This window comes from Cedecea neteri (assembly GCF_000758305.1).
In the GTDB taxonomy this organism is placed as follows: Bacteria; Pseudomonadota; Gammaproteobacteria; order Enterobacterales; family Enterobacteriaceae; genus Cedecea; species Cedecea neteri_C.
In genome coordinates, this window is record NZ_CP009458.1 from 4,244,988 (window position 1) to 4,263,661 (window position 18,674).

Below are 18,674 nucleotides of genomic sequence, written 5' to 3' on the forward strand. Positions count from 1 at the left end.
CGTTAGCATCAGCGATGAGCAACGCTTCAGAGAAGAAGGGGAAAGAGTGAAATCTGGCAGAATAAGTGGCGGAGAGAGGGGGATTTGAACCCCCGGTAGAGTTGCCCCTACTCCGGTTTTCGAGACCGGTCCGTTCAGCCGCTCCGGCATCTCTCCGTTCTGGTGGTTGCCATCATGCCAGGTTATGCGGCATTTTAACAGTCTGGGTTCTTTCGTTTCAGTTCAAACGATGACTTTGCGAGCAAGTAACATGATTAAGTGGCCCTGGAAAGCAACCGATTCAAGCGCCGCCCCCGCGTTACCGTGGGAGCAAGCGTTAGCCATTCCCGTGCTGGCATCACTCAGTGAAACCGAGCAGCAGAAATTAATTGGCCTTGCGGATCGTTTTTTACAGCAAAAAAGGCTGGTGCCGCTGCAGGGTTTTGAGCTGGATGATCTCAAGTGTGCCCGTATTGCGCTCCTGTTCTGCCTGCCGGTGCTGGAGCTGGGCATTGAATGGCTGGACGGTTTCCACGAAATCTTACTCTACCCCGCGCCGTTTATTGTGGATGACGAATGGCAGGACGACTTCGGCCTGGTGCACAGCCAGCGCGTGGTGCAGTCCGGGCAAAGCTGGCAGCAGGGGCCTATTGTTCTGAACTGGCTGGACGTGCAGGACTCCTTCGACGCCTCCGGCTTTAACCTGATTGTTCACGAAGTTGCCCACAAACTGGACAGCCGCAACGGCGACCGCGCCAGCGGCGTGCCGTTAATCGCGTTGCGTGATGTGGCCGGCTGGGAGCACGACCTCCATGCCGCAATGGATAGCATTCAGGATGAAATTGATATGGTGGGCGAAAATGCCGCCAGCATCGACGCCTATGCCGCCACCGACCCAGCAGAATGTTTTGCCGTGCTTTCCGAATATTTCTTCAGCGCGCCACAGCTTTTCACGCCGCGTTTCGCCTCACTTTACCAGCGCTTTTGCCAGTTCTACGGGCAGGATCCGCTCCAGCGGCTGGTTGAGCGTGAAAACTCCCCCGGCACTGCCGGAAATACGGTGCATTAAATCAGCAACGCGGCGTAAATTTAACCATATGAATTAATGCGTTACTTTTACTGTTGACAGGTTTTATGGCTAACGCTAATATTTGCCCCGTTCAAACGATTCCTCTGTAGTTCAGTCGGTAGAACGGCGGACTGTTAATCCGTATGTCACTGGTTCGAGTCCAGTCAGAGGAGCCATATTTAAGAAGCCCGTTTAAGGAAACTTAAGCGGGCTTTTTGCTTATCATACATCTTTGAATCGGGAAAAATTTGTGGTCATTAAAGCATCCCAGCTTTAGTTAGGCCCTGCCTTCCTCCTCATACATTGCTTTCAGATAAGCAAAAGCTGCCTGTATATAAATCGTGCTCCCCTCCAGGAATGAAGTATTATTGACTGCGTCTCACAGAGTTATCGCCGCCTGGCGGTAACGAATCACTTCAGGGAAGAGCGAACATGTCCATAACCGTCAGCGTCCTGCTGGAAAACCGACTTAAACCCGGAGCTAAAAATTTGCTGCGTGCTAAGGCCGGACTTAGTCTGTTGATACAGGATGAAAATGATTCAATTCTGTTTGATACCGGCCCTGATGATAGCTTCATGCACAACGCAGGTTTAATGGGCGTCGATTTGACAAACCTGACCGCGGCTGTACTTTCCCACGGTCACTATGATCATTGTGGCGGTGTTCCGTGGCTCTCTGATTCATGCCGGATAATATGCCATCCCATGGTGGCGAATGAGCGCTACTCGGCAGTAAGGTTTTCAGGCTATACCGCCAGAATAAAAAAATTATCACTGGATAATGATTTTTTACGTTTTCGCATGGAGTACAGCAGAACCCCACTACATATCGGGGAACGTTTTATGTGGTCAGGAGAGATCCCTGTAGCCAAACCGCATGCCTACGGCGTTCTCGGTCGTAAAAATACGGAAACGGATTATGTAAAAGATGAAGGAGTTTTAATTTATAAATCCGACTCTGGGCTGATCATTTTTATCGGCTGTGGTCACCGTGGATTGATTGATATCGTACGCCACTGCCAGAATATAACCGGGATAAATCATATTCATGCTATTTTCGGTGGCTTTCATCTACGCTGTGCGTCACCCCTTAAGCTCTGGAAGGTAAGGCAATTTCTACATCGCCATAAACCAGATAAAATACTGGGTTGTCATTGTACGGGTAAATGGGGCAGCTTGTGGTTGCCAGAAGCAGTCTCTCCGGCAACGGGTGATGTTTATGTTCTTGGCTAGGGTTTAAATAAACAGAGTGACTATCACGACACCGCCACTGAACAGTACCAGGCTGCCGACGATTTTTCATCAGCATGTATCCCTTGAATTAATCCCCCCTGCTTTCCCGTTGCCAGTCGCCCCGATACTCCGTATGTTAAATCCCCTGTTCTGGTCCTGATTTAGCGGTTTTACGCGTTGAGGAAAAATGGAATCACTGTTTGTCTACGGCACGCTTCGTCCCGGCCACGTTAACGCCCACATTATGGAAAACATTGGCGGCGAGTGGCTGCCCGGCTATGTGCGCGGCACTTTTTACGAACGCGGCTGGGGAGCGGCTGCCGACTTCCCCGGCATCGTGCTGGATAAAAATGGCCCGGAGGTTCACGGCTATCTGTTTTTATCCCAAAACCTGAGCAAGCACTGGCCCATGCTGGACGAGTTTGAAGACGGATACAACCGGGTTGAGGTCGAGGTCACCACGCCTGATGGCCGCACCGTCACCGCCTGGATTTATGAGTTGCAGCCGCAGCGTTAAACCGGAGACCGAATGCAGGTTCGGCCTCCTCCTTTTAGTCGATTAATTTACGCCGAGCCGCAGCGCTAAATAGTCCGGATAAGGATTAAAGTAATTCTGCGTCAGCAGATAGCTATCCGGGTATTCCGCCAGATAATGTTTCAGCAGCGTCAGGGGAGCCAGGATCGGCAACAATCCGTCGCGATAATGCAGGATCACATCCCGCAGCTCACCACGCTGGCGAGTATTCAGCTTTGGACGAAAATACCCCTGAATATGCATCAACACATTGGTGTGATTTTTCCGCGAGGCGGGCATTTTCAGGATAGCCATTAGCTTCTCACGGTAGGCTACAAAGAAGCTATCCAGGTCGTCCCACTGATGCATCGAGGCGACGAAAGGCCCAATCTCGCGGTAGCCCGCCTGATGGTGAGCCAGTAGTTGGAGTTTGTACCGGCTATGGAAATCGAGTAACGCGCGGCGACTCAGGCCATTAGCCCGCAGCGTGTTCAGCTCATGCAGCGCGAAAACGCGCTCTACAAAATTCTCCCGCAGCATCGGATCGTGCAGGCGGCCATCTTCTTCGACAGGCAGCCAGGGGAATTTCTCCAGCAACGCTTTTGTGAACATCCCCACGCCTTCTTTGCGGCCAGGATTGCCCTTCACGTCGTACAGCCTGACACGTTCCATCCCGCAGCTCGGCGATTTAGCACAAACGATAAACCCAGTCAGTCCATCCAGCCCCGAGACGTAGTTCGTGGCAAAATCGGCCATTTTTTCCGTGACATCGTCATGCGGCGCCTGGCTAAACCGCATTCTGACCTCCCCTTCGCCCAGTTTAACCAGGCGCAGTGCAGGCCGGGGAACAGGCAGCCCAATCGCCATTTCCGGGCAGACAGGTTTAAAGGTCACACTCTGCGCCAGTTCCTCCATGACAAAGGCCATGCGCTTGTGCCCGCCGTCAAATCGCACGGCAGTACCGGTTAAACAGCCGCTGATCCCAATCACAGGTTTGGTGCTCATCGCTTTATCCTCTCTGACTACGCTTTACGGGTGAAGAAAAGCGTGACGGTGCCTACGGTAACCCCAAACTTTTTCATCTCGGTTTTATTGAAAATATGCCTGTCATCCTGGAGGTACATCCAGTCGTCAAAGTGCAGCAGCCAGGTGCTGCCGTTGGCTTTCACGTTCATGCTGTAGCGCCAGTTAAAAGCGTTGCCTGCGGCCTGGCCCGTCGCCACGCCGTCGATATCCCCGGCCGTACCTTCGTAGCGTTCCGCGCTGACGCGGCGGATGTGCCACACCCGCTGCTGCTTTTCACCATCGTCATAGATGAAGTGCTCATTCAGCGTCAGGGTATCCCCCACCACATCGCCGTCGACCTCAACGTGAAAGCGGCGCAGCTGTTTCCCGCTGCGATCCTGCACCATGCCCCACGCCTCAGTTTTGCCCTGGAAATAATGGAAGATATCCAGCGAGGGCTGCTGGTGACGGTAATCCGTAATCTCGGTGCTACAGCCGGCCAACAGCATCAGCCCGCCCAGCGCGAGTAACAGTATGCGTTTCATTTTTCACCTCCGGTCAGCTGCTGACGCAGCTCAGGATATTGCGTCCGGGGCCCCAGCCAGATGGCCAGAAAACGGCGGCTGAAATCTGCAGTCTGGCGCGGCCCTAATGGCGTGAAGCTTTTTTGCGCCGCAGAAGCGCGATACCAGAACTGGCCCTGGCCGTCGGTCAGAACAAAAGCCAGCTGCGTGTCTGCCGAGACATCCGGCCAAAGCGTTTGCAGCATCCGCAACCAGGCCTCACTTCTCGGTTCGCTGGCGAGAATGCCCTGCGCCTGCCACTGCTCGCGGGTGGCATCCACCAGCGCCTGGCGGTCTATATCGCGCTTATAGGTAATGATCAGCGCCTGATCTTGCGTCAGCCCCTGATAGCGCCCGTCCGGCGTGCGCAACTGAGAGGTATAGACGGTAAACGGCCCCCAGGTCAGGGTCGCGTCCCCCACTTTGTGCCAGCTAAGCCAGTCGGCAGCGTGGGTAGCTGACGAAAGCGCGCTCAGCCACAGCAGCAGGAACACTTGCAGATAGCGTTTCATACCCGCTCTGCGGTCAACTGCACCACGCTGATGGTGCGGGCGTTGAACCCAGCCTCACAGTAGCCAAAGTAATACAGCCACATCCGGCGGAAGCGGTCGTCAAATCCCAGCGCCTCAATTTCCTGCCAGGCATGAACAAAACGCTGCCGCCAGTGCGCCAGCGTGCGGGCGTAATCAGGTCCCATGTCAAGCAGGTTACGCACGACAAAGTCGGTGTGGCGGGTCATCAGGTCGCTCATCACCGTCACGCTGGGTAAGAAACCGCCGGGAAATATGTAGCGCTGAATAAAGTCGACGCTTTTGCTGTAGTCCCGGTAGCGCTGGTCCTGAATGGTGATGGCCTGAATCGCCATTTTCCCGCCGGGGCGCAGGCGTGCCTGGCAGGTGCGGAAGAACGCGGGCAGATAACGCTGCCCTACGGCCTCGATCATCTCTATCGAAACCAGCTTGTCATAGTGCCCGGTCAAATCCCGGTAATCGCAAAGCAGCACCTCGACCCTGTCCTGCAGTCCCGCACGGGCGATACGTGCCTTCGCCCAGTCGTACTGCTCCTGGGACAGCGTGGTGGTGGTAACCCGGCAGCCATAGTGAGAAGCGGCGTACTCCGCCATCGCCCCCCAACCGGTGCCAATCTCAAGCAGATGATCGCTTGCCTTTAACGTCAGCTGTTCACACAGACGCGCCATTTTTGCACGTTGGGCTTGAACAAGATCCTGCTCCTCAGAGGCAAACAGCGCGCTGGAGTAAAGCAGTTCTTGATCGAGAAATAGCGAGTAAAAGGTATTTCCCAAATCATAATGTGCGGCGATGTTTTCCCGCGCCTGCTCCCGGTGATTACGCCGCGTCCAGTGGCGAAAGCGCTCCACGGGTTTACCCAGCAGGCGGAAACCGTTTTCCAGCCGCCCTAAAACGCGCCCGTTTAGCGCAAGAATCTGCAGCAACGGGGTTAACTCTTCGGTCTCCCAGTCACCGTCCATCCAGGCTTCGGCGGCTGCCAGGCTCCCGCCGGTGAGCACTCGCCAGTAAACCCTCGGGGAGATAACCTGCACCCCGGCGCTAAGTGAGGCGGCTGCATCGCCGAAATGGAAGGTCTGCGATCCTTCACGCACGGTGACAGACCCTTGCTCTATGCCGTTCAACAAGCGAAACAGCAGCCAGCGTGCGATACGGATGCTGCGCGGCACATCAGGTTCAAGCGCAAAGGCGGGATTGGTCATGAACGTTCACTCCTGCTGGCCGGATGATTGTAAACAGGCACACGTTTGAGCCACAGCCGCAGCGCCTGCCAGTAAATGGCGACCGCAGTTTTTAACGTCATCGCCGGGAAACGCAGCAGCATGGACGTCAGATTTTTGCGCGTCAGGGGCTGGCGACGCAGCAACAGCGTGGCATCAAACACTTTCGAGGCCTGATGATTTTCAATATGCATATGCAGCGTTTTGCCAGGGGGGTTAAAACGCCAGTGGTACACCATGTCCATCGGGTTAAACGGCGAGACGTGGAAGGCTTTTTCATTCGGACGTGGCGTCTGCCCATCGACAGCATAGTAATGGCGCTCGTTCCAGGGAGTATTACGCACCTCGGCAAGAACCCAGCGCAGGCTGTTGTCGCCGTCATAGCAGTAGTAAAAGTTGACCGGATTAAAGTGGAACCCGTAGTAGCGTAGCTGGGTCAGGAGCATAACTCGCCCTTCAGGCTGCTCCCCCGTCAGGTCTTTCAGCCGCGCGAGGACCTTCTCTTTGAGCGGCGTGCCCAGCGGGTAATCCGCATCGTGAAAAGCGGCAGCGGCGAAACGGTTACGACGGATGCCAATCCCCGGCAGCACATTAAGCTCGTCTAAATCAAGCCAGGCCATAAACACGCGATAGGTAAAATGATGCGTTTTAGGCTGAAGGCGGCGGTGGCGCAAGATCCCCTCATAAAGGCAACTGTTCATCTTATTGCCCTCCTCCAGCCGCAAGCCCATGCACCACATCCAGCGCACTGCGCACGCCATCTTCATGAAAACCGTTGTACCAGTAGGCACCACAGAACCAGCTTCGCTGCTGGCCGTTAATCTCGCCGCGACGCGCCTGTGCACGCCAGCTTCGCGGGTTAAAGAGCGGATGCTCATAGACAAATTGCTGCCAGATGAAGCGGGGCTCGATGGGCGTTTCCGGGTTAAGCGTCACGCAAAACAGCGGGGCTTCTTTCGGCAACCCCTGCAGAATGTTCATGTTGTAAGTGACGCAGGCGCTGGCCCGCTCCTGCGAACTGAGGCGATAGTTCCAGCTTGCCCAGGCGCGCTCGCGCACCGGCAACCAGCGGCGATCGCTGTGCAATACCACCTCGTTACGCTGCCAGCCAATATCGCCCAACACTTCACGTTCGGCCTGAGTGGGGTGTTCAATCATCGCCAGCGCCTGAGCAGAGTGGCAGGCAAAAATCACCTGATCGAATGCCTGGCTTGAGTGTTCCAGCTGGATGTTAACGCCGTCGTGATAACGGCTAACCCGCTGCACCGGGGCGTTAAGATGCACGGTCAGCCTTTCGCCCAGTTGCGCCAGCATCGCCCGGATGTATTCCCGCGAACCACCGGGTACCACGTACCACTGGGGACGCTGGGTGATATCCAGCAGGCCATGGTGCTCAAAGAAGCGCAGAAACAGCGCCAGAGGGAAACGGCGCATCTCTTCCAGCGAAGAGGACCAGATAGCGGCCCCCATGGGCAAAATGTAGTGCCGTGCAAAAAAGGCGCTGAACTGTTGCTGAGCAAGGAAGTCCTGCAGCGTCGCCTGGGGATCAACCTCTCCCGCCAGCGCGGCTTTTGCCTGCCGGTTAAAACGGACTATCTCTTTTAGCAGCCCCCAAAATGCCGGGTTAATCAGGTTTCGACGCTGGGCGAACAACGAGCTAAATGTGTGGCCGTTATATTCCAGCCCGTTTTGCGGATTATGTACCGAAAAACTCATCTGCGTTTTTTGCCCACGGATGCCAAGCTCGCTCAGCAGGCCCATAAAACGCGGATAAGTCCTGTCGTTGTAGACAATAAACCCGGTGTCGATGGCATAGCTGCCCTGCGGCGTAGCCACATCCACCGTGGCGGTATGTCCTCCCAGGCTGGACTCCGCTTCAAAAAGAGTCACCTGATGATGTCCGGCAAGTCGCCAGGCGCAGGTCAGCCCGGCGATGCCGCTGCCGATAATAGCGATGTTCATGGGCGAACCATCCTGCGCAAAAAGAGACGCTGTAGACCTGCAGGCATCCCCGCCAGCAGGCGCATCATCAGGCCGAATCCGGTCGGGAAAGCAATGTGATTGCGGCCTTTAGCTAGGCCACGGCGAATCGCCCTCACCGCAACATCAACGCTAACCCGGCCTGGCATGGAAAAATCATTTTTTTGGGTGAGCGGTGTGTCCACAAAGCCCGGAGAAACCACCGTGACGGCAATTCCTTTCGGCTCCCAGTCCAGGCGCAGACTGTTGGCAAACCAGGTCAGCGCGGCTTTGGAAGCGCCATAGGCTTCTGCCCGTGGAAAAGGCAACCAGTGGGCCATCGAGCTGACCAGAACGACGCGGTTGCCGGAAACAAGCTGCGGCTGAATGGCGGCCAGGCAGTTGACCGGCCCAAGAAAATTGGTCGTCATCACCCGCTCAACCAGCGCGGCATCCACCCGACCGTTATCCAGATACTCACAGGTTCCCGCGCAGAGGATGACCAGATCGGCCCGGCAGTCGGCCAGCGCCTCGCGACTGGCATCCCGATCGGTCATATCGAACTGACGTACCACGATGTTTGAACTGTGCTGCTGCAACATTGCTAATCGCGCCGCATCTCTGCCACAGGCAATGACGCGATGGCCGTCATCAGCCCAGGATTTTGCCAGCCCGGCACCGATGCCAGAGCTTGCGCCCGTAATGAGGACAGTCATCATGGGCGCACCCTGCTTTTCACGCTGCGAACCGCCCAGCCCAGCAGGGGCAAATGTTCATACAGCATTTCTCCGGCATCGTAGTAGTCGCGCTGGCGAACGATCAGGTCATTTTCGAGATCAACGACCGAACAACCAGGCAAGGACAGCCCTTCTCCCCCGGCGACCTTCGGGTGAGACCAGTGCATTGTCCAGCTGACGGCAAAACGCGCCTCATCACACAGCGGGGGATCGATAGCAAAACGGCAGGACGTCACTCTGGCCAACAGGTGAGCGAAGTAGCTTTGGATCTCAGCCAACCCGCGATGCTCGCCAAACGGATCGATGAGTATGGCCTCGGCGGCGTAAAGCCCGGCCAGCGCCGAGGGCGACTGCTTGTCCAGCCCGGCGTAAAAATCCACAAAGCGATGAATGGCGGTTGGCATTGTGCCCATGAGTTTCACCCTCGCGGTGAAGCACCTGACGTTATCGTATACTTAAAACTTGCACAAATACTTAAATTTGTCCAAGTTTGAAATGTGATATTTTTAAAAATACAATTATTTCAATACACTAGAAACGTCGATGTAATGCGGAAAATTTCATTTTTTGACAGCAAATCTCGACCCGCCATATTTTCAGCAGGTCATTTGATGAGCATGTTGTGGAGAGGGAAAACGATCCTAGAGGGGAATAATCTCGAGCGTAGCGCCCTGCTGTTGCCAGAGTTCAAGCTGCTTTTTACGGGTCGCCGTCAGCTTACCGGAGGTGACCAGCAGCCATTTTCGATCAGGAAAGATTTCCGGGGCCAGAACGGCTGGCGGAACGGGAAGCACGTCGATACGGTGCCCCTGGCCGGTGAGTCTGAGCGCTTCCAGCCAGATTTCACAGGGGTCACTCAGGTGCCAGCCGGTAATCAGGCAGTTGTCACCGGGCGCTTTTTTATCCCCTTCAAGGCAAAACGAGGTGTAGGCGATAATGATGCCGTCGAGGATCTCGCGCAGGGTCATGATGGCCGGTACGTTAGCCGAGACTTTACTGCGCAGCGGGCGCAGCACCTCAGTTACCAGTTCCGCGCGCGGATATTCCCGGCCTGAATCGTAGAGAAGCTGGCGAAGGGATTCAATTTTTCCCTCGTTCAGCCGCTGCAGCATACTTTCCTGCAGGCCAAGCCAGTTGTTCGCCCGGCGCGTTTCAGGCCGGGCCAGTAGCGGCTTCACCTGGCTGACAGGCACCCCTTTTTTCACCCAGTCGAGGATGTTAAGCGCCTGCTGGATATCGGCATCGCTGTACTGCCGATGACCACCATCGGTTCGCATGGGCTTGAGCAGACCGTAACGGCGCTGCCAGGCACGGAGCGTGGTAGCGTTTATCCCGCACAGCCGGGCAAATTCGCCGATGGAGTAAGACATGAAGAGCACCTGATAACCATGAATACTCACAATATACTACGAATTATAACGGGCTAAATGAAGCCCCAGGGGTTTGCACTCTTTTTTCAATGAACAAACCGAAAACGTTCACCCGGTTACCGGCTTGAATACCACGTAAGATGAAAACCCCGCCAGAGAAAAGTCTGGCGGGGCGTCGAGCGACGAAAGGGATGATTAGCTTAAATCGTGCAACGCTTTATCCAGCGCGTCACTCAGCATAATGTCTTCGAATTTCACCGCCAGACCGCCGCGCTGCGGGGTGCAGCACATCACGCCTACCCTGCATGTGTCGAATCCAGGGAAATGCGCCAGCCTCAGTAGCGGCCAGGTTTTGCCGTCAACGGAATACTGCAACCGCAGGCTGTCACCTTTACGGGTCAGGCGCATCCAGAACAGATTCGCATTTCCGGGAAACACACCGGTTGCCCAGTCGGAATGGCCCAGCGTCAGCACGCTGCCAATGGCAGGCACGCCGTCGTTAAACTCGATGCCCGCCTTTAACCAGTGGGATTCATCCCCCAGCAGCATGACGCCGGCCTGGTCGTAGAGGGCGCTAAATTCAGCGTTGACCTTCACCTGGAAGGTAAAATCCCCCCGCACGTCGCAGCCATAAAAATGGCCGGAGAAACGCTCAAAGCCGTACCATGTTTTGCGCCAGAAGTCGGTTTGTTCGTCGGTCACCACAGAAAGCGTGCCGTCGCCTTCGCGCCAGACTTTTGGCGCATTGATCCAATAAAAATCCGTGTTCATAGCCTGACCCTTTCCCTGTTGGATTTAACGCCAGCCCAGCTCCGGCGCAACGTGCTTGAGAATAGATTCGATCACATGCGCGTTATAGTCCACGCCCAGCTGGTTTGGCACGGTTAACAGCAGCGTGTCGGCTTCGGCAATCGCTTCATCCTGCGCCAGTTGCTTAATCAGCAGTTCCGGCTCGGCGGCATAGCTGCGGCCGAAAATAGCCCGGGTTTGTGGCTCGATGTAGCCAACCTGGTCGCCTTCTTTGCCGCTGCCGCCAAAGTAGTTGCGATCGCGCTGATCCATTATCGCGAAGATGCTGCGGCTAACCGAAACGCGTGGCTCACGCTTATGGCCCGCGTCTTTCCACGCGGCACGATAGGCGCGAATTTGCTTCGCCTGCTGGATATGAAACGGCTCGCCGGTTTCATCGGTTTTCAACGTGGAGCTTTGCAGGTTCATCCCTAGCTGCGCCGCCCAAACCGAGGTTGCGTTGGAACTTGCCCCCCACCAGATACGCTCGCGCAGCCCGGCAGAAAACGGCTCCAGACGCAGCAACCCCGGCGGATTAGGAAACATCGGCTGTGGGTTCGGTTCGGCAAAGCCTTCCCCTTTCAGCGCCTCGAGGAACACTTCTGTATGGCGGCGCGCCATATCAGACTCGGTTTCGCCTTCGCCCGGCACATAGCCAAAGTAGCGCCAGCCGTCGATCACCTGTTCCGGCGAGCCACGGCTAATCCCAAGCTGCAGACGCCCCCCGGATATCAAGTCCGCCGCGCCCGCATCCTCTACCATGTAAAGCGGGTTTTCATAACGCATATCGATCACGCCGGTGCCGATTTCAATGCGTTTGGTTTTTGCTCCAATGGCCGCCAGCAGCGGGAAAGGCGAGCTTAGCTGGCGAGCAAAATGGTGCACGCGGAAGTAAGCCCCGTCCGCGCCAAGCTCTTCGGCGGCAACGGCAAGATCGATGGACTGCAGCAGCGTATCCGCCGCAGAGCGCGTGCCGGACTGGGCGGCGGGCGACCAGTGGCCAAACGAGAGAAAGCCAATCTTTTTCATCGGATATCGTCCTTAGACTCGGGGTAACCGGCCTACAGTGACAAAATTCCCGCCCCGAGTGCCAGCAAAATATTGCGATACCGCACTAAACGGATCGTCGGTTTTAGCAGAGTCAGGCGCAGCGCCCGGCGATTGTAATCAAAAAGTAAATGTCGTATAACAGGCACCTCCGAGGGGTGTCCTGTATGGGCTGAGATGGCGCAAGCCGAACCCTTTGAACCTGATCTGGGTCATGCCAGCGAAGGGACGGTCGGCAATCACAGCTCTGTTATTGTCTGTTCATACCTCTGCGCGCCCGGATCTCCACTTACTCAGGAGGTCCCATGTACATCCCACTTTTCGAAAACGGTCTTTACGGACGACTGCGCGAGCAGGCCGGTCAGCACTGGCAGGATTATGTCGCTCACCCTTTTCTTCAGCAGCTTGCCGCCGGCACGTTGCCTGAAGCCGCATTTCAGCGCTACCTGACTCAGGATTATCTTTTCCTGATCCACTTTGCCCGCGCCTACGCCCTGCTGGTGAGCAAGCTCCGCACGCTGCCGGAGATGCGCACCGCGACCGCATCGCTGAATGCCATTGTCTCCGAGCTGCCGCTCCATGTGGCTTACTGTCAAGGCTGGGGGCTGGACGAGGCGCAAATGACGGCCGAGGCGGAAGCGCCGGAAACCATGAATTACACCCGTTACGTACTGGATATTGGCCATTCTGGCGACGCGCTCGATCTGCTGGCTGCGCTGCTGCCCTGCGTGGCCGGGTATGCAGAAATCGGCCTTGGCCTGCTGCATAGCCCCGACACGGTGATGACAGGCAATCCCTACGCAAACTGGATTCGTAACTATGGCGATGAAGGCTATCTCACCGGCGTGCAGGCCGCTGTGCAGCTGCTCGAAACGGTAGGTCAGCAGCGTGGCGCGGAAAGCCGTTTCCCGGAGCTATCGCAGATTTTTACCACCGCGACGCAGCTTGAATCCGCGTTCTGGCAGATGGGGCTGAATGCCTCATGATCGACAGCGCGACTTCGCCGGGCATTCAGGTTCGCGATCTCAGCCTGCGCTTTGGTCAGCAGACCATTTTTGAGCGACTGAATTTTGATATTCCCGGCGGCAGCTTCGTGGCGCTATTGGGCGCGAGCGGGGCCGGTAAAACCAGCCTGCTAAAAATTATCGCCGGACTGGCGCAGGCCAGTGCAGGAAGCGTGACCTGCAGCGACGGCCTGCCGGTTGCCGGGCGAATCGCCTGGATGGGGCAGAAGGATTTACTCTATCCGTGGCTTAGCATTGAGCAGAACGTGGCCCTCGGTGCTCGCCTGCGTGGTGAGGCGGTCGACAGGCAATGGACGGAGCATTTGATTGAGCAGGTCGGGCTGGCTGGCTATGCCAAAGCCCTGCCAGCTTCGCTATCGGGCGGGATGAGGCAGCGTGCCGCCATCGCCAGAACGCTTTACGAAAAGCGCCCGATAGTGCTGATGGATGAGCCATTTTCAGCGCTGGATGCCATCACCCGCACGGCCATTCAGGATTTGGCGGCAGATTTGCTGAGGAAAAATACCGTACTGCTGATCACCCACGATCCGATGGAAGCCTGCCGGCTCAGTCATCGCCTTTTGGTGCTCTCCCGCTGGCCTGCGGGCATTGACGATACGCATGTTATTGCCGGACAACCGCCGCGCGCGCCGGACGATGTGGATCTGCTCCAAAGCCAGGCCGGGCTGCTGCAACAGTTGATGAGGGCGGCCGAATGAAGCTGACTTCAGAAACCCATGCTACCCGCCTGCGCCGTGGGCTGACCGTTTTTGCCGGGCTGCTGCTGCTTTGGTACCTGCTCACCCTCGGCAATATTCCCGCCTTTCTTTTGCCCTCTCCCGCTTCGGTGGCACTGGCTTTATGGGATGGCCGTGATTATCTCGCCTGGCACACGCTGGTCACCGCCTCAGAGATAATCAGCGGGTTAATTCTGGGGGTGCTCCTCGGTGCAGGCCTGGCGCTGGGAATGATGTTTTCCCCCCGGCTCCAGCGCTGGCTGATGCCGCTGGTGCTCACCAGCCAGGCGATCCCGGTGTTTGCCCTGGCGCCGCTGCTGGTGCTCTGGTTCGGTTTTGGCATGAGCGCCAAAGTGGCGATGGCGGTGCTGGTGATCTTCTTCCCGGTGGTGTCGTCGTTCTTTGACGGGCTGCGGCGGGTGAATAACGACTACCTGGATCTCGCCCGCACCATGGGGGCTTCACGCTGGGCGCAGCTCAGACACGTCCGACTGATGGCCGCGCTGCCTGCTTTTGGTTCGGGGCTGCGCATGGCTGCCGCCGTCGCCCCCATCGGGGCAATTATTGGCGAATGGGTGGGCTCTGCGGAAGGGCTGGGCTACGTCATGCTGAACGCCAACGCCCGCATGCAAACCGACGTCTGCTTTGCCGCGCTGTTTATTTTAGTCCTGATGACCGTCCTGCTCTGGCTGGCGGTCGATGCCCTGCTCCGGCGGCTGATTGTCTGGTCGCCTGAAAACAACGAATAACCGCCTTAATTAAGGAATTAAGAAGATGAAAAAAACGCTGTGTGGCCTGTTGCTCACCGCGGCCTTTGCCGCTCAGGCCTCCGCCGCCGAAAAGCTGACCCTGGTGCTGGACTGGTACATTAACCCCGATCACGCGCCGATTATGGTGGCAGAACAAATTGGCGCTTTTAAGGCTGAAGGACTGGATGTGAAGATTATTCCCCCGTCTGACCCGGCTCTGCCGCCGCGCCTGGTTGCTGCCGGGCAGGCCGATCTGGCGATTACCTACCAACCCCAGCTGCACTTTTTTGCCGATCAGGGTCTGCCGTTGGTGCGCGTCGGGACGCTGATTAACACCCCGCTGAATACGGTGATGACGCTGGATAAAAACATTAAATCTCCAGCGGATCTCAAAGGCAAAAAAATCGGCTATTCCGTCAGCGGTATTGAGCAGGCAACGCTTGCCACCATGTTTGAGCATGAGCACGTCAAACCGGAAGAGATGAAACTCATCAACGTCAACTTCCAGCTTACCAGCGCCCTGCTGACCGGCCAGGTGGATGCGGTGATTGGCGGCTACCGCAATATTGAGGCGCTCGAGCTGAAGCTCCAGGGGAAACCCCCGGTGGTGTTTAACGTCGAGGACTACGGCGTCCCGGCCTACGATGAGCTGATTTTTGTGGCAAACCGTAAAACGGCCAGTGAACCGAAGATCAAAAAATTCCTCGCCGCGCTGAAAAAGGGGAATGAGTATTTGCAGGCGCATCCGCAGGAAACCTGGCAGGCTTTTGCCAAAGCCCATGCGGAACTGAACACCGAGCTGAATAAGCAGGCCTGGCAGGCAAGCCTGCCGCTGTTTGCTGCCGACCCGGCTAAACTCGACCGCGCCCGCTACCAGGCCTACGAGCAGTTCCTGTTTGATAACAAGCTGATCAAGAAAATCACCCCGGTAGATGACTACGCCGTGGAGCTACACTAAGCCAGATTGCCCGGCCGCCGCCAACGGGCAGCCGGGCCTTCAGTCAGTCAAACCAGGCATCAATCGGATCGTAATACCGCGCCCAGGCTTTAGGGCCTTCTGCCATTTCGGCATCGGTGAGTAAGGCATACTCAAGCTTCTCGCGCAGACTCGCCTCATCCATATCAATGCCGATGAAAACAATCTCCTGGCGCGCATCACCGATGCCATCTTCCCAGTGTTTTAAAATGTGCCGGAGGCTTTCGGCATCCTGCGGCCACTGTTCACGGGGAATGCTGGCCCACCACATCCCTGCCAGCCCCTGACGCATTACGCCACCGGCGTGGGACCATGAGCCCGCATGATTAGGGCGACTCGCCAGCCAGAAAAAGCCCTTGGAGCGAATAACGCCTTTAAGCCCGCCGTCGGTCACCATCTGGAAGCGTGCCGGGTGGAAGGGGCGTCTGGCGCGAAAAACAAAATTACGAATGCCGTATTCTTCGGTTTCCGGCGTATGCTCCCCGCGCAGCTCTTTTAGCCAGCCCGGCGCCTGAGCGGCGGCATCGAAGTCAAACAGCCCGGTATCCAGAACCTGATCAAGGCTAACCTGGCTAAACGCCGAAGTGATGATTTTTGCCCGTGGGTTAAGGGAATGCAGCACGGACATCAGGCGGCGTTTCTCTGCGTCGCCGATAAGATCGGTTTTGTTGAGAACAAGCACGTCGCAAAATTCTATCTGGTCAATCAGCAGGTCAACCACGGTGCGTTCGTCCTCTTCGCCCATGGATTCGCCGCGAGACTGAATGCTGTCGTAGGATTCATAATCCCGAAGGAAGTTAAAACCGTCCACCACCGTCACCATGGTGTCGAGCCGGGCGATATCGGACAGGCTTTCGCCCTTGTCATCCACGAAAGTGAATGTCTCAGCCACGGGCAGCGGTTCGGAAATACCGGTAGATTCGATGACCAGATTATCAAAACGCCCTTCCCGGGCAAGCTGGCTGATTTCCACCAGCAGATCTTCGCGGAGCGTGCAGCAAATGCAGCCGTTGCTCATCTCCACCAGCTTTTCATCAGTGCGCGTCAGGCTGGAACCGCCCTCGCGCACCAGGGCTGCATCAATGTTCACCTCGGACATGTCGTTGACGATCACCGCCACCCGCCGCCCTTCCCGGTTATTTAAAATATGATTCAGCAAAGTGGTTTTTCCGGCCCCCAAAAAACCGGACAGCACGGTAACGGGCAGTTTCTTTGGCCGATTGTCGGCCTGTGTTAACGATGACATTGCAACTCCTTACTGACTACGTAGCTATTATTGATATGTTATAACATAACAACAATAAGTGACATTGTCATGCCGGAGATAAAAACCGTGCTTAGAAATGAAAAAAGCCAGCTAACGCTGGCTTTGAGAAGGAAAGCTGAATTACTGCAGGCGGAATACCCGGACCAGGTCGCGTAGCTGCTTCGCCTGGTCATTCAGAGATGCCGCAGCGGCAACTGACTCTTCCACCAGCGCGGAGTTCTGCTGGGTGGTAGAATCAATCATGCCAATGGCGCTGTTGATCTGGGAAATACCGTCAGTTTGCTCCTGGCTGGCCTGCTTGATCTCCCCGAGGATGGTGTTCATTTCCTGCACATTGTTGATCATCCCGGCAATCTGCACGTTCGCCTTTTCCACCAGCCCCATGCCCTCACGAGTCTGGGTAGTTGAGTTCTCAATCAGACTTCTGATCTCACTCGCCGATGAAGCACTTTTTTGCGCCAGCTGGCGAACTTCCCCGGCAACCACGGCAAAACCGCGGCCATGTTCCCCGGCGCGAGCCGCTTCCACCGCCGCGTTCAGCGCCAGAATATTCGTCTGGAACGCAATAGAGTCGATAAGGTTAATGATGTCCGACATACGGTTGGAGGTTTCATTAATCACACGCATTTTGCTGGTGACCTGAGACATCATCTGCCCGTTGTTTTTCACCACTGTTGCGGCTTCGGAAGAGAGCTTGGTGGCCTCGTTGGTGTGGTCAAAGGTGTTTTTCACCGTGGAGGTGATCTGCTCCATGGAAGCCGCCGTTTCCTCTACAGAACTGGCCTGCTCTTCAGTGCGAGCCGCAAGATCCTGGTTCCCGGCAACGATTTGCGCGGCGGCAGAAGAGATAGTTTCCGACCCCTGCTGAACCTGATGGACAATCTCTTGCAGGCGGACTTTCATGCTCATCAGCGCCTGCAACAGTTCGCCTGTTTCATCTTTATGAGTGACCGTGATGCTGCCCGTAAGGTCGCCTTCGGCAATCGCACCGGCAAACTCAACCGCACGCACCAGCGGGCGAGTAATGGACCGCACCACAAACAGGCCAATGAGGCTGCCCAGCGCAATACTCAGCAAGGTCAGAAGCACAGTGACCAGGCGGTTAGCGTGGTAATCTTTATCAACCTGCTGGCCAGCAGCGGTCATTTTTTGATTCTGGATAACGATAAGTTCCTGCACTTTATCTTTGTATTTTTCCTGCACCTGAATGGTAGTGGCCATCATTTCCTGCAGGGCGGCGGCGCGATCGTTATGCTGCACCGCCTGTAAAATACGAAAACGCGAGTCCAGATACTCTTTACGAATATCAGCCAGCTCTCGCAGCGCTTTTTGTGATGCGGCGTCAGTACTGGACTTGTTCAGGTCCGCCAGCAGCGCGGTAATATGCGCACTGATCTCCGTAAGGTGTTTTTCTGATTTCTGGCGAAAAGTACCCGCTTCATCCAACAGCATTAGCTGTTGCGTGTTCACAAACTCCTGGAAACTTTCAATCAAATCGTTGGCTTTAACGGTTGTCGGGTAATCATTATTAACAATCGTTTGAATGCCGGTATTTGCCCGACTCAGGCTGAGCAAAGAAAGCCCTGAGCTGAAGACCATCAGCACAATAAAAATGGCAATCGTCAGCGTTAGCTTGCTGCGAATTTTTACATCATGTAGTGACATTTTTTCTCCCTTGGGAAGCCTGTTTTTATGAATGCGCAAAATCCTCTGCGGCCGAAACAGCAGAAAATAAATAGCACAAAGGGATGGAAGCACCTCGTACAGGCTTATCGGATATATCCAGATTAACTTTATGAATTTGATCGGTTTTTTCTTATGGTCAGGCCAGATGGATAGCTGAAAGCTATTAATTGATTTGCGATTGATCGATGATTTGCGATAGGGAACGTTTTTTTATTCTATTTTTACGAGGGCGATACTTTGCCT

At 55.8% G+C, this 18,674-nt stretch carries 20 protein-coding genes, 2 tRNA genes and 1 riboswitch; of the genes, 8 read left to right on the forward strand and 14 right to left on the reverse strand.

The genetic code is table 11. The features are described 5' to 3' along the window. Positions 1 to 66: 66 nt before the first annotated feature. Positions 67 to 156, reverse strand: a tRNA-Ser gene (locus LH23_RS19735). Between the two features lie 94 nt (positions 157 to 250). Between LH23_RS19735 and mtfA the strand changes: the two genes are divergently transcribed. From mtfA to LH23_RS19755, 4 genes are all read left to right on the forward strand, one after another. After that, on the forward strand, positions 251 to 1,048 hold the full coding sequence (gene mtfA / locus LH23_RS19740; protein ID WP_039294895.1) for a DgsA anti-repressor MtfA: 798 nt from the start codon (positions 251 to 253) through the stop codon (positions 1,046 to 1,048). A 100-nt stretch (positions 1,049 to 1,148) separates the two neighbouring features. Continuing rightward, a tRNA-Asn gene (locus LH23_RS19745) sits at positions 1,149 to 1,224 on the forward strand. Positions 1,225 to 1,480: 256 nt separating this feature from the next. Beyond that, positions 1,481 to 2,281: an MBL fold metallo-hydrolase gene (locus LH23_RS19750; protein WP_039294897.1), complete on the forward strand. Its 801-nt coding sequence runs from the start codon at positions 1,481 to 1,483 to the stop codon at positions 2,279 to 2,281. Positions 2,282 to 2,468: 187 nt separating this feature from the next. Beyond that, on the forward strand, positions 2,469 to 2,798 hold the full coding sequence (locus LH23_RS19755) for a gamma-glutamylcyclotransferase family protein (RefSeq protein WP_039294899.1): 330 nt from the start codon (positions 2,469 to 2,471) through the stop codon (positions 2,796 to 2,798). A gap of 42 nt (positions 2,799 to 2,840) precedes the next feature. Here LH23_RS19755 and LH23_RS19760 read toward each other — a convergent pair whose 3' ends face one another. The 11 genes from LH23_RS19760 to LH23_RS19810 form a co-directional block, all read right to left on the reverse strand. Further along, positions 2,841 to 3,800 (reverse strand): YbgA family protein, encoded by a 960-nt coding sequence (locus LH23_RS19760; RefSeq protein ID WP_039294901.1) that lies wholly within the window; start codon positions 3,798 to 3,800, stop codon positions 2,841 to 2,843. A gap of 17 nt (positions 3,801 to 3,817) precedes the next feature. Continuing rightward, positions 3,818 to 4,345, reverse strand: a complete 528-nt coding sequence (locus LH23_RS19765) for a DUF3833 domain-containing protein (RefSeq protein ID WP_039294903.1) — start codon at positions 4,343 to 4,345, stop codon at positions 3,818 to 3,820. Further along, positions 4,342 to 4,875, reverse strand: a complete 534-nt coding sequence (locus LH23_RS19770; protein WP_039294906.1) for a hypothetical protein — start codon at positions 4,873 to 4,875, stop codon at positions 4,342 to 4,344. Before LH23_RS19770 ends, LH23_RS19765 begins: the two co-directional genes overlap by 4 nt. Continuing rightward, complete coding sequence (locus tag LH23_RS19775) at positions 4,872 to 6,092, reverse strand: SAM-dependent methyltransferase (RefSeq protein WP_039294908.1); 1,221 nt, start codon at positions 6,090 to 6,092, stop codon at positions 4,872 to 4,874. Before LH23_RS19775 ends, LH23_RS19770 begins: the two co-directional genes overlap by 4 nt. Next, a complete protein-coding gene (locus LH23_RS19780; protein WP_039294912.1) occupies positions 6,089 to 6,811 on the reverse strand; it encodes a DUF1365 domain-containing protein in 723 nt (240 codons plus the stop codon). The genes LH23_RS19775 and LH23_RS19780 overlap by 4 nt, the downstream gene beginning before the upstream one ends. 1 nt (position 6,812) lies before the next feature. Then, positions 6,813 to 8,072 (reverse strand): NAD(P)/FAD-dependent oxidoreductase, encoded by a 1,260-nt coding sequence (locus LH23_RS19785; protein WP_039294915.1) that lies wholly within the window; start codon positions 8,070 to 8,072, stop codon positions 6,813 to 6,815. Further along, positions 8,069 to 8,788, reverse strand: coding sequence for an SDR family NAD(P)-dependent oxidoreductase (locus LH23_RS19790; protein ID WP_039294918.1), 720 nt, complete (start codon positions 8,786 to 8,788; stop codon positions 8,069 to 8,071). Before LH23_RS19790 ends, LH23_RS19785 begins: the two co-directional genes overlap by 4 nt. Then, positions 8,785 to 9,219, reverse strand: coding sequence for a nuclear transport factor 2 family protein (locus LH23_RS19795; RefSeq protein ID WP_039294921.1), 435 nt, complete (start codon positions 9,217 to 9,219; stop codon positions 8,785 to 8,787). The genes LH23_RS19790 and LH23_RS19795 overlap by 4 nt, the downstream gene beginning before the upstream one ends. A 228-nt stretch (positions 9,220 to 9,447) precedes the next feature. Further along, positions 9,448 to 10,176 (reverse strand): MerR family transcriptional regulator, encoded by a 729-nt coding sequence (locus LH23_RS19800; protein ID WP_039294923.1) that lies wholly within the window; start codon positions 10,174 to 10,176, stop codon positions 9,448 to 9,450. A gap of 195 nt (positions 10,177 to 10,371) precedes the next feature. Then, positions 10,372 to 10,947 carry a DUF1349 domain-containing protein gene (locus LH23_RS19805; protein ID WP_039294926.1) on the reverse strand — a complete coding sequence of 192 codons (576 nt, stop codon included), beginning with the start codon at positions 10,945 to 10,947 and terminating at the stop codon, positions 10,372 to 10,374. Positions 10,948 to 10,971: 24 nt separating this feature from the next. Next, positions 10,972 to 11,994, reverse strand: a complete 1,023-nt coding sequence (locus LH23_RS19810; RefSeq protein ID WP_039294929.1) for an LLM class flavin-dependent oxidoreductase — start codon at positions 11,992 to 11,994, stop codon at positions 10,972 to 10,974. A 162-nt stretch (positions 11,995 to 12,156) separates the two neighbouring features. Beyond that, positions 12,157 to 12,258: riboswitch (TPP riboswitch) on the forward strand. 59 nt (positions 12,259 to 12,317) lie between these two features. Here LH23_RS19810 and tenA point away from each other — a divergent pair. Genes tenA through LH23_RS19830 form a run of 4 tightly spaced genes read left to right on the forward strand, consistent with a single transcriptional unit; the run spans position 12,318 to position 15,460 of the window. Next, positions 12,318 to 12,998, forward strand: a complete 681-nt coding sequence (gene tenA, locus LH23_RS19815; RefSeq protein WP_039294931.1) for a thiaminase II — start codon at positions 12,318 to 12,320, stop codon at positions 12,996 to 12,998. Then, positions 12,995 to 13,735, forward strand: coding sequence for an ABC transporter ATP-binding protein (locus LH23_RS19820; protein ID WP_039294934.1), 741 nt, complete (start codon positions 12,995 to 12,997; stop codon positions 13,733 to 13,735). Before tenA ends, LH23_RS19820 begins: the two co-directional genes overlap by 4 nt. Then, complete coding sequence (locus tag LH23_RS19825; RefSeq protein ID WP_039294937.1) at positions 13,732 to 14,502, forward strand: ABC transporter permease; 771 nt, start codon at positions 13,732 to 13,734, stop codon at positions 14,500 to 14,502. Before LH23_RS19820 ends, LH23_RS19825 begins: the two co-directional genes overlap by 4 nt. Before the next feature lie 25 nt (positions 14,503 to 14,527). Next, entirely contained in the window at positions 14,528 to 15,460 is a 933-nt protein-coding gene (locus LH23_RS19830) for an ABC transporter substrate-binding protein (protein ID WP_039294938.1), read from the forward strand. Between the two features lie 43 nt (positions 15,461 to 15,503). Here the strand turns inward: LH23_RS19830 and zigA are convergent, their stop codons facing one another. Both zigA and LH23_RS19840 read right to left on the reverse strand, forming a co-directional pair. Continuing rightward, positions 15,504 to 16,724, reverse strand: coding sequence for a zinc metallochaperone GTPase ZigA (gene zigA, locus LH23_RS19835; protein ID WP_039294941.1), 1,221 nt, complete (start codon positions 16,722 to 16,724; stop codon positions 15,504 to 15,506). 141 nt (positions 16,725 to 16,865) lie between these two features. Further along, positions 16,866 to 18,410, reverse strand: a complete 1,545-nt coding sequence (locus LH23_RS19840; protein ID WP_039294943.1) for a methyl-accepting chemotaxis protein — start codon at positions 18,408 to 18,410, stop codon at positions 16,866 to 16,868. Positions 18,411 to 18,674 lie beyond the last annotated feature (264 nt).

Excerpts from the sequence above, each read along its gene's own strand:
- mtfA (WP_039294895.1), top strand. The coding sequence starts at position 251 with ATGATTAAGTGGCCCTGGAAAGCAACCGATTCAAGCGCCGCCCCCGCG.
- LH23_RS19750 (WP_039294897.1), top strand. The coding sequence starts at position 1,481 with ATGTCCATAACCGTCAGCGTCCTGCTGGAAAACCGACTTAAACCCGGA.
- LH23_RS19755 (WP_039294899.1), top strand. The coding sequence starts at position 2,469 with ATGGAATCACTGTTTGTCTACGGCACGCTTCGTCCCGGCCACGTTAAC.
- LH23_RS19760 (WP_039294901.1), bottom strand. The coding sequence starts at position 3,800 with ATGAGCACCAAACCTGTGATTGGGATCAGCGGCTGTTTAACCGGTACT.
- LH23_RS19765 (WP_039294903.1), bottom strand. The coding sequence starts at position 4,345 with ATGAAACGCATACTGTTACTCGCGCTGGGCGGGCTGATGCTGTTGGCC.
- LH23_RS19770 (WP_039294906.1), bottom strand. The coding sequence starts at position 4,875 with ATGAAACGCTATCTGCAAGTGTTCCTGCTGCTGTGGCTGAGCGCGCTT.
- LH23_RS19775 (WP_039294908.1), bottom strand. The coding sequence starts at position 6,092 with ATGACCAATCCCGCCTTTGCGCTTGAACCTGATGTGCCGCGCAGCATC.
- LH23_RS19780 (WP_039294912.1), bottom strand. The coding sequence starts at position 6,811 with ATGAACAGTTGCCTTTATGAGGGGATCTTGCGCCACCGCCGCCTTCAG.
- LH23_RS19785 (WP_039294915.1), bottom strand. The coding sequence starts at position 8,072 with ATGAACATCGCTATTATCGGCAGCGGCATCGCCGGGCTGACCTGCGCC.
- LH23_RS19790 (WP_039294918.1), bottom strand. The coding sequence starts at position 8,788 with ATGATGACTGTCCTCATTACGGGCGCAAGCTCTGGCATCGGTGCCGGG.
- LH23_RS19795 (WP_039294921.1), bottom strand. The coding sequence starts at position 9,219 with ATGGGCACAATGCCAACCGCCATTCATCGCTTTGTGGATTTTTACGCC.
- LH23_RS19800 (WP_039294923.1), bottom strand. The coding sequence starts at position 10,176 with ATGTCTTACTCCATCGGCGAATTTGCCCGGCTGTGCGGGATAAACGCT.
- LH23_RS19805 (WP_039294926.1), bottom strand. The coding sequence starts at position 10,947 with ATGAACACGGATTTTTATTGGATCAATGCGCCAAAAGTCTGGCGCGAA.
- LH23_RS19810 (WP_039294929.1), bottom strand. The coding sequence starts at position 11,994 with ATGAAAAAGATTGGCTTTCTCTCGTTTGGCCACTGGTCGCCCGCCGCC.
- tenA (WP_039294931.1), top strand. The coding sequence starts at position 12,318 with ATGTACATCCCACTTTTCGAAAACGGTCTTTACGGACGACTGCGCGAG.
- LH23_RS19820 (WP_039294934.1), top strand. The coding sequence starts at position 12,995 with ATGATCGACAGCGCGACTTCGCCGGGCATTCAGGTTCGCGATCTCAGC.
- LH23_RS19825 (WP_039294937.1), top strand. The coding sequence starts at position 13,732 with ATGAAGCTGACTTCAGAAACCCATGCTACCCGCCTGCGCCGTGGGCTG.
- LH23_RS19830 (WP_039294938.1), top strand. The coding sequence starts at position 14,528 with ATGAAAAAAACGCTGTGTGGCCTGTTGCTCACCGCGGCCTTTGCCGCT.
- zigA (WP_039294941.1), bottom strand. The coding sequence starts at position 16,724 with ATGTCATCGTTAACACAGGCCGACAATCGGCCAAAGAAACTGCCCGTT.
- LH23_RS19840 (WP_039294943.1), bottom strand. The coding sequence starts at position 18,410 with ATGTCACTACATGATGTAAAAATTCGCAGCAAGCTAACGCTGACGATT.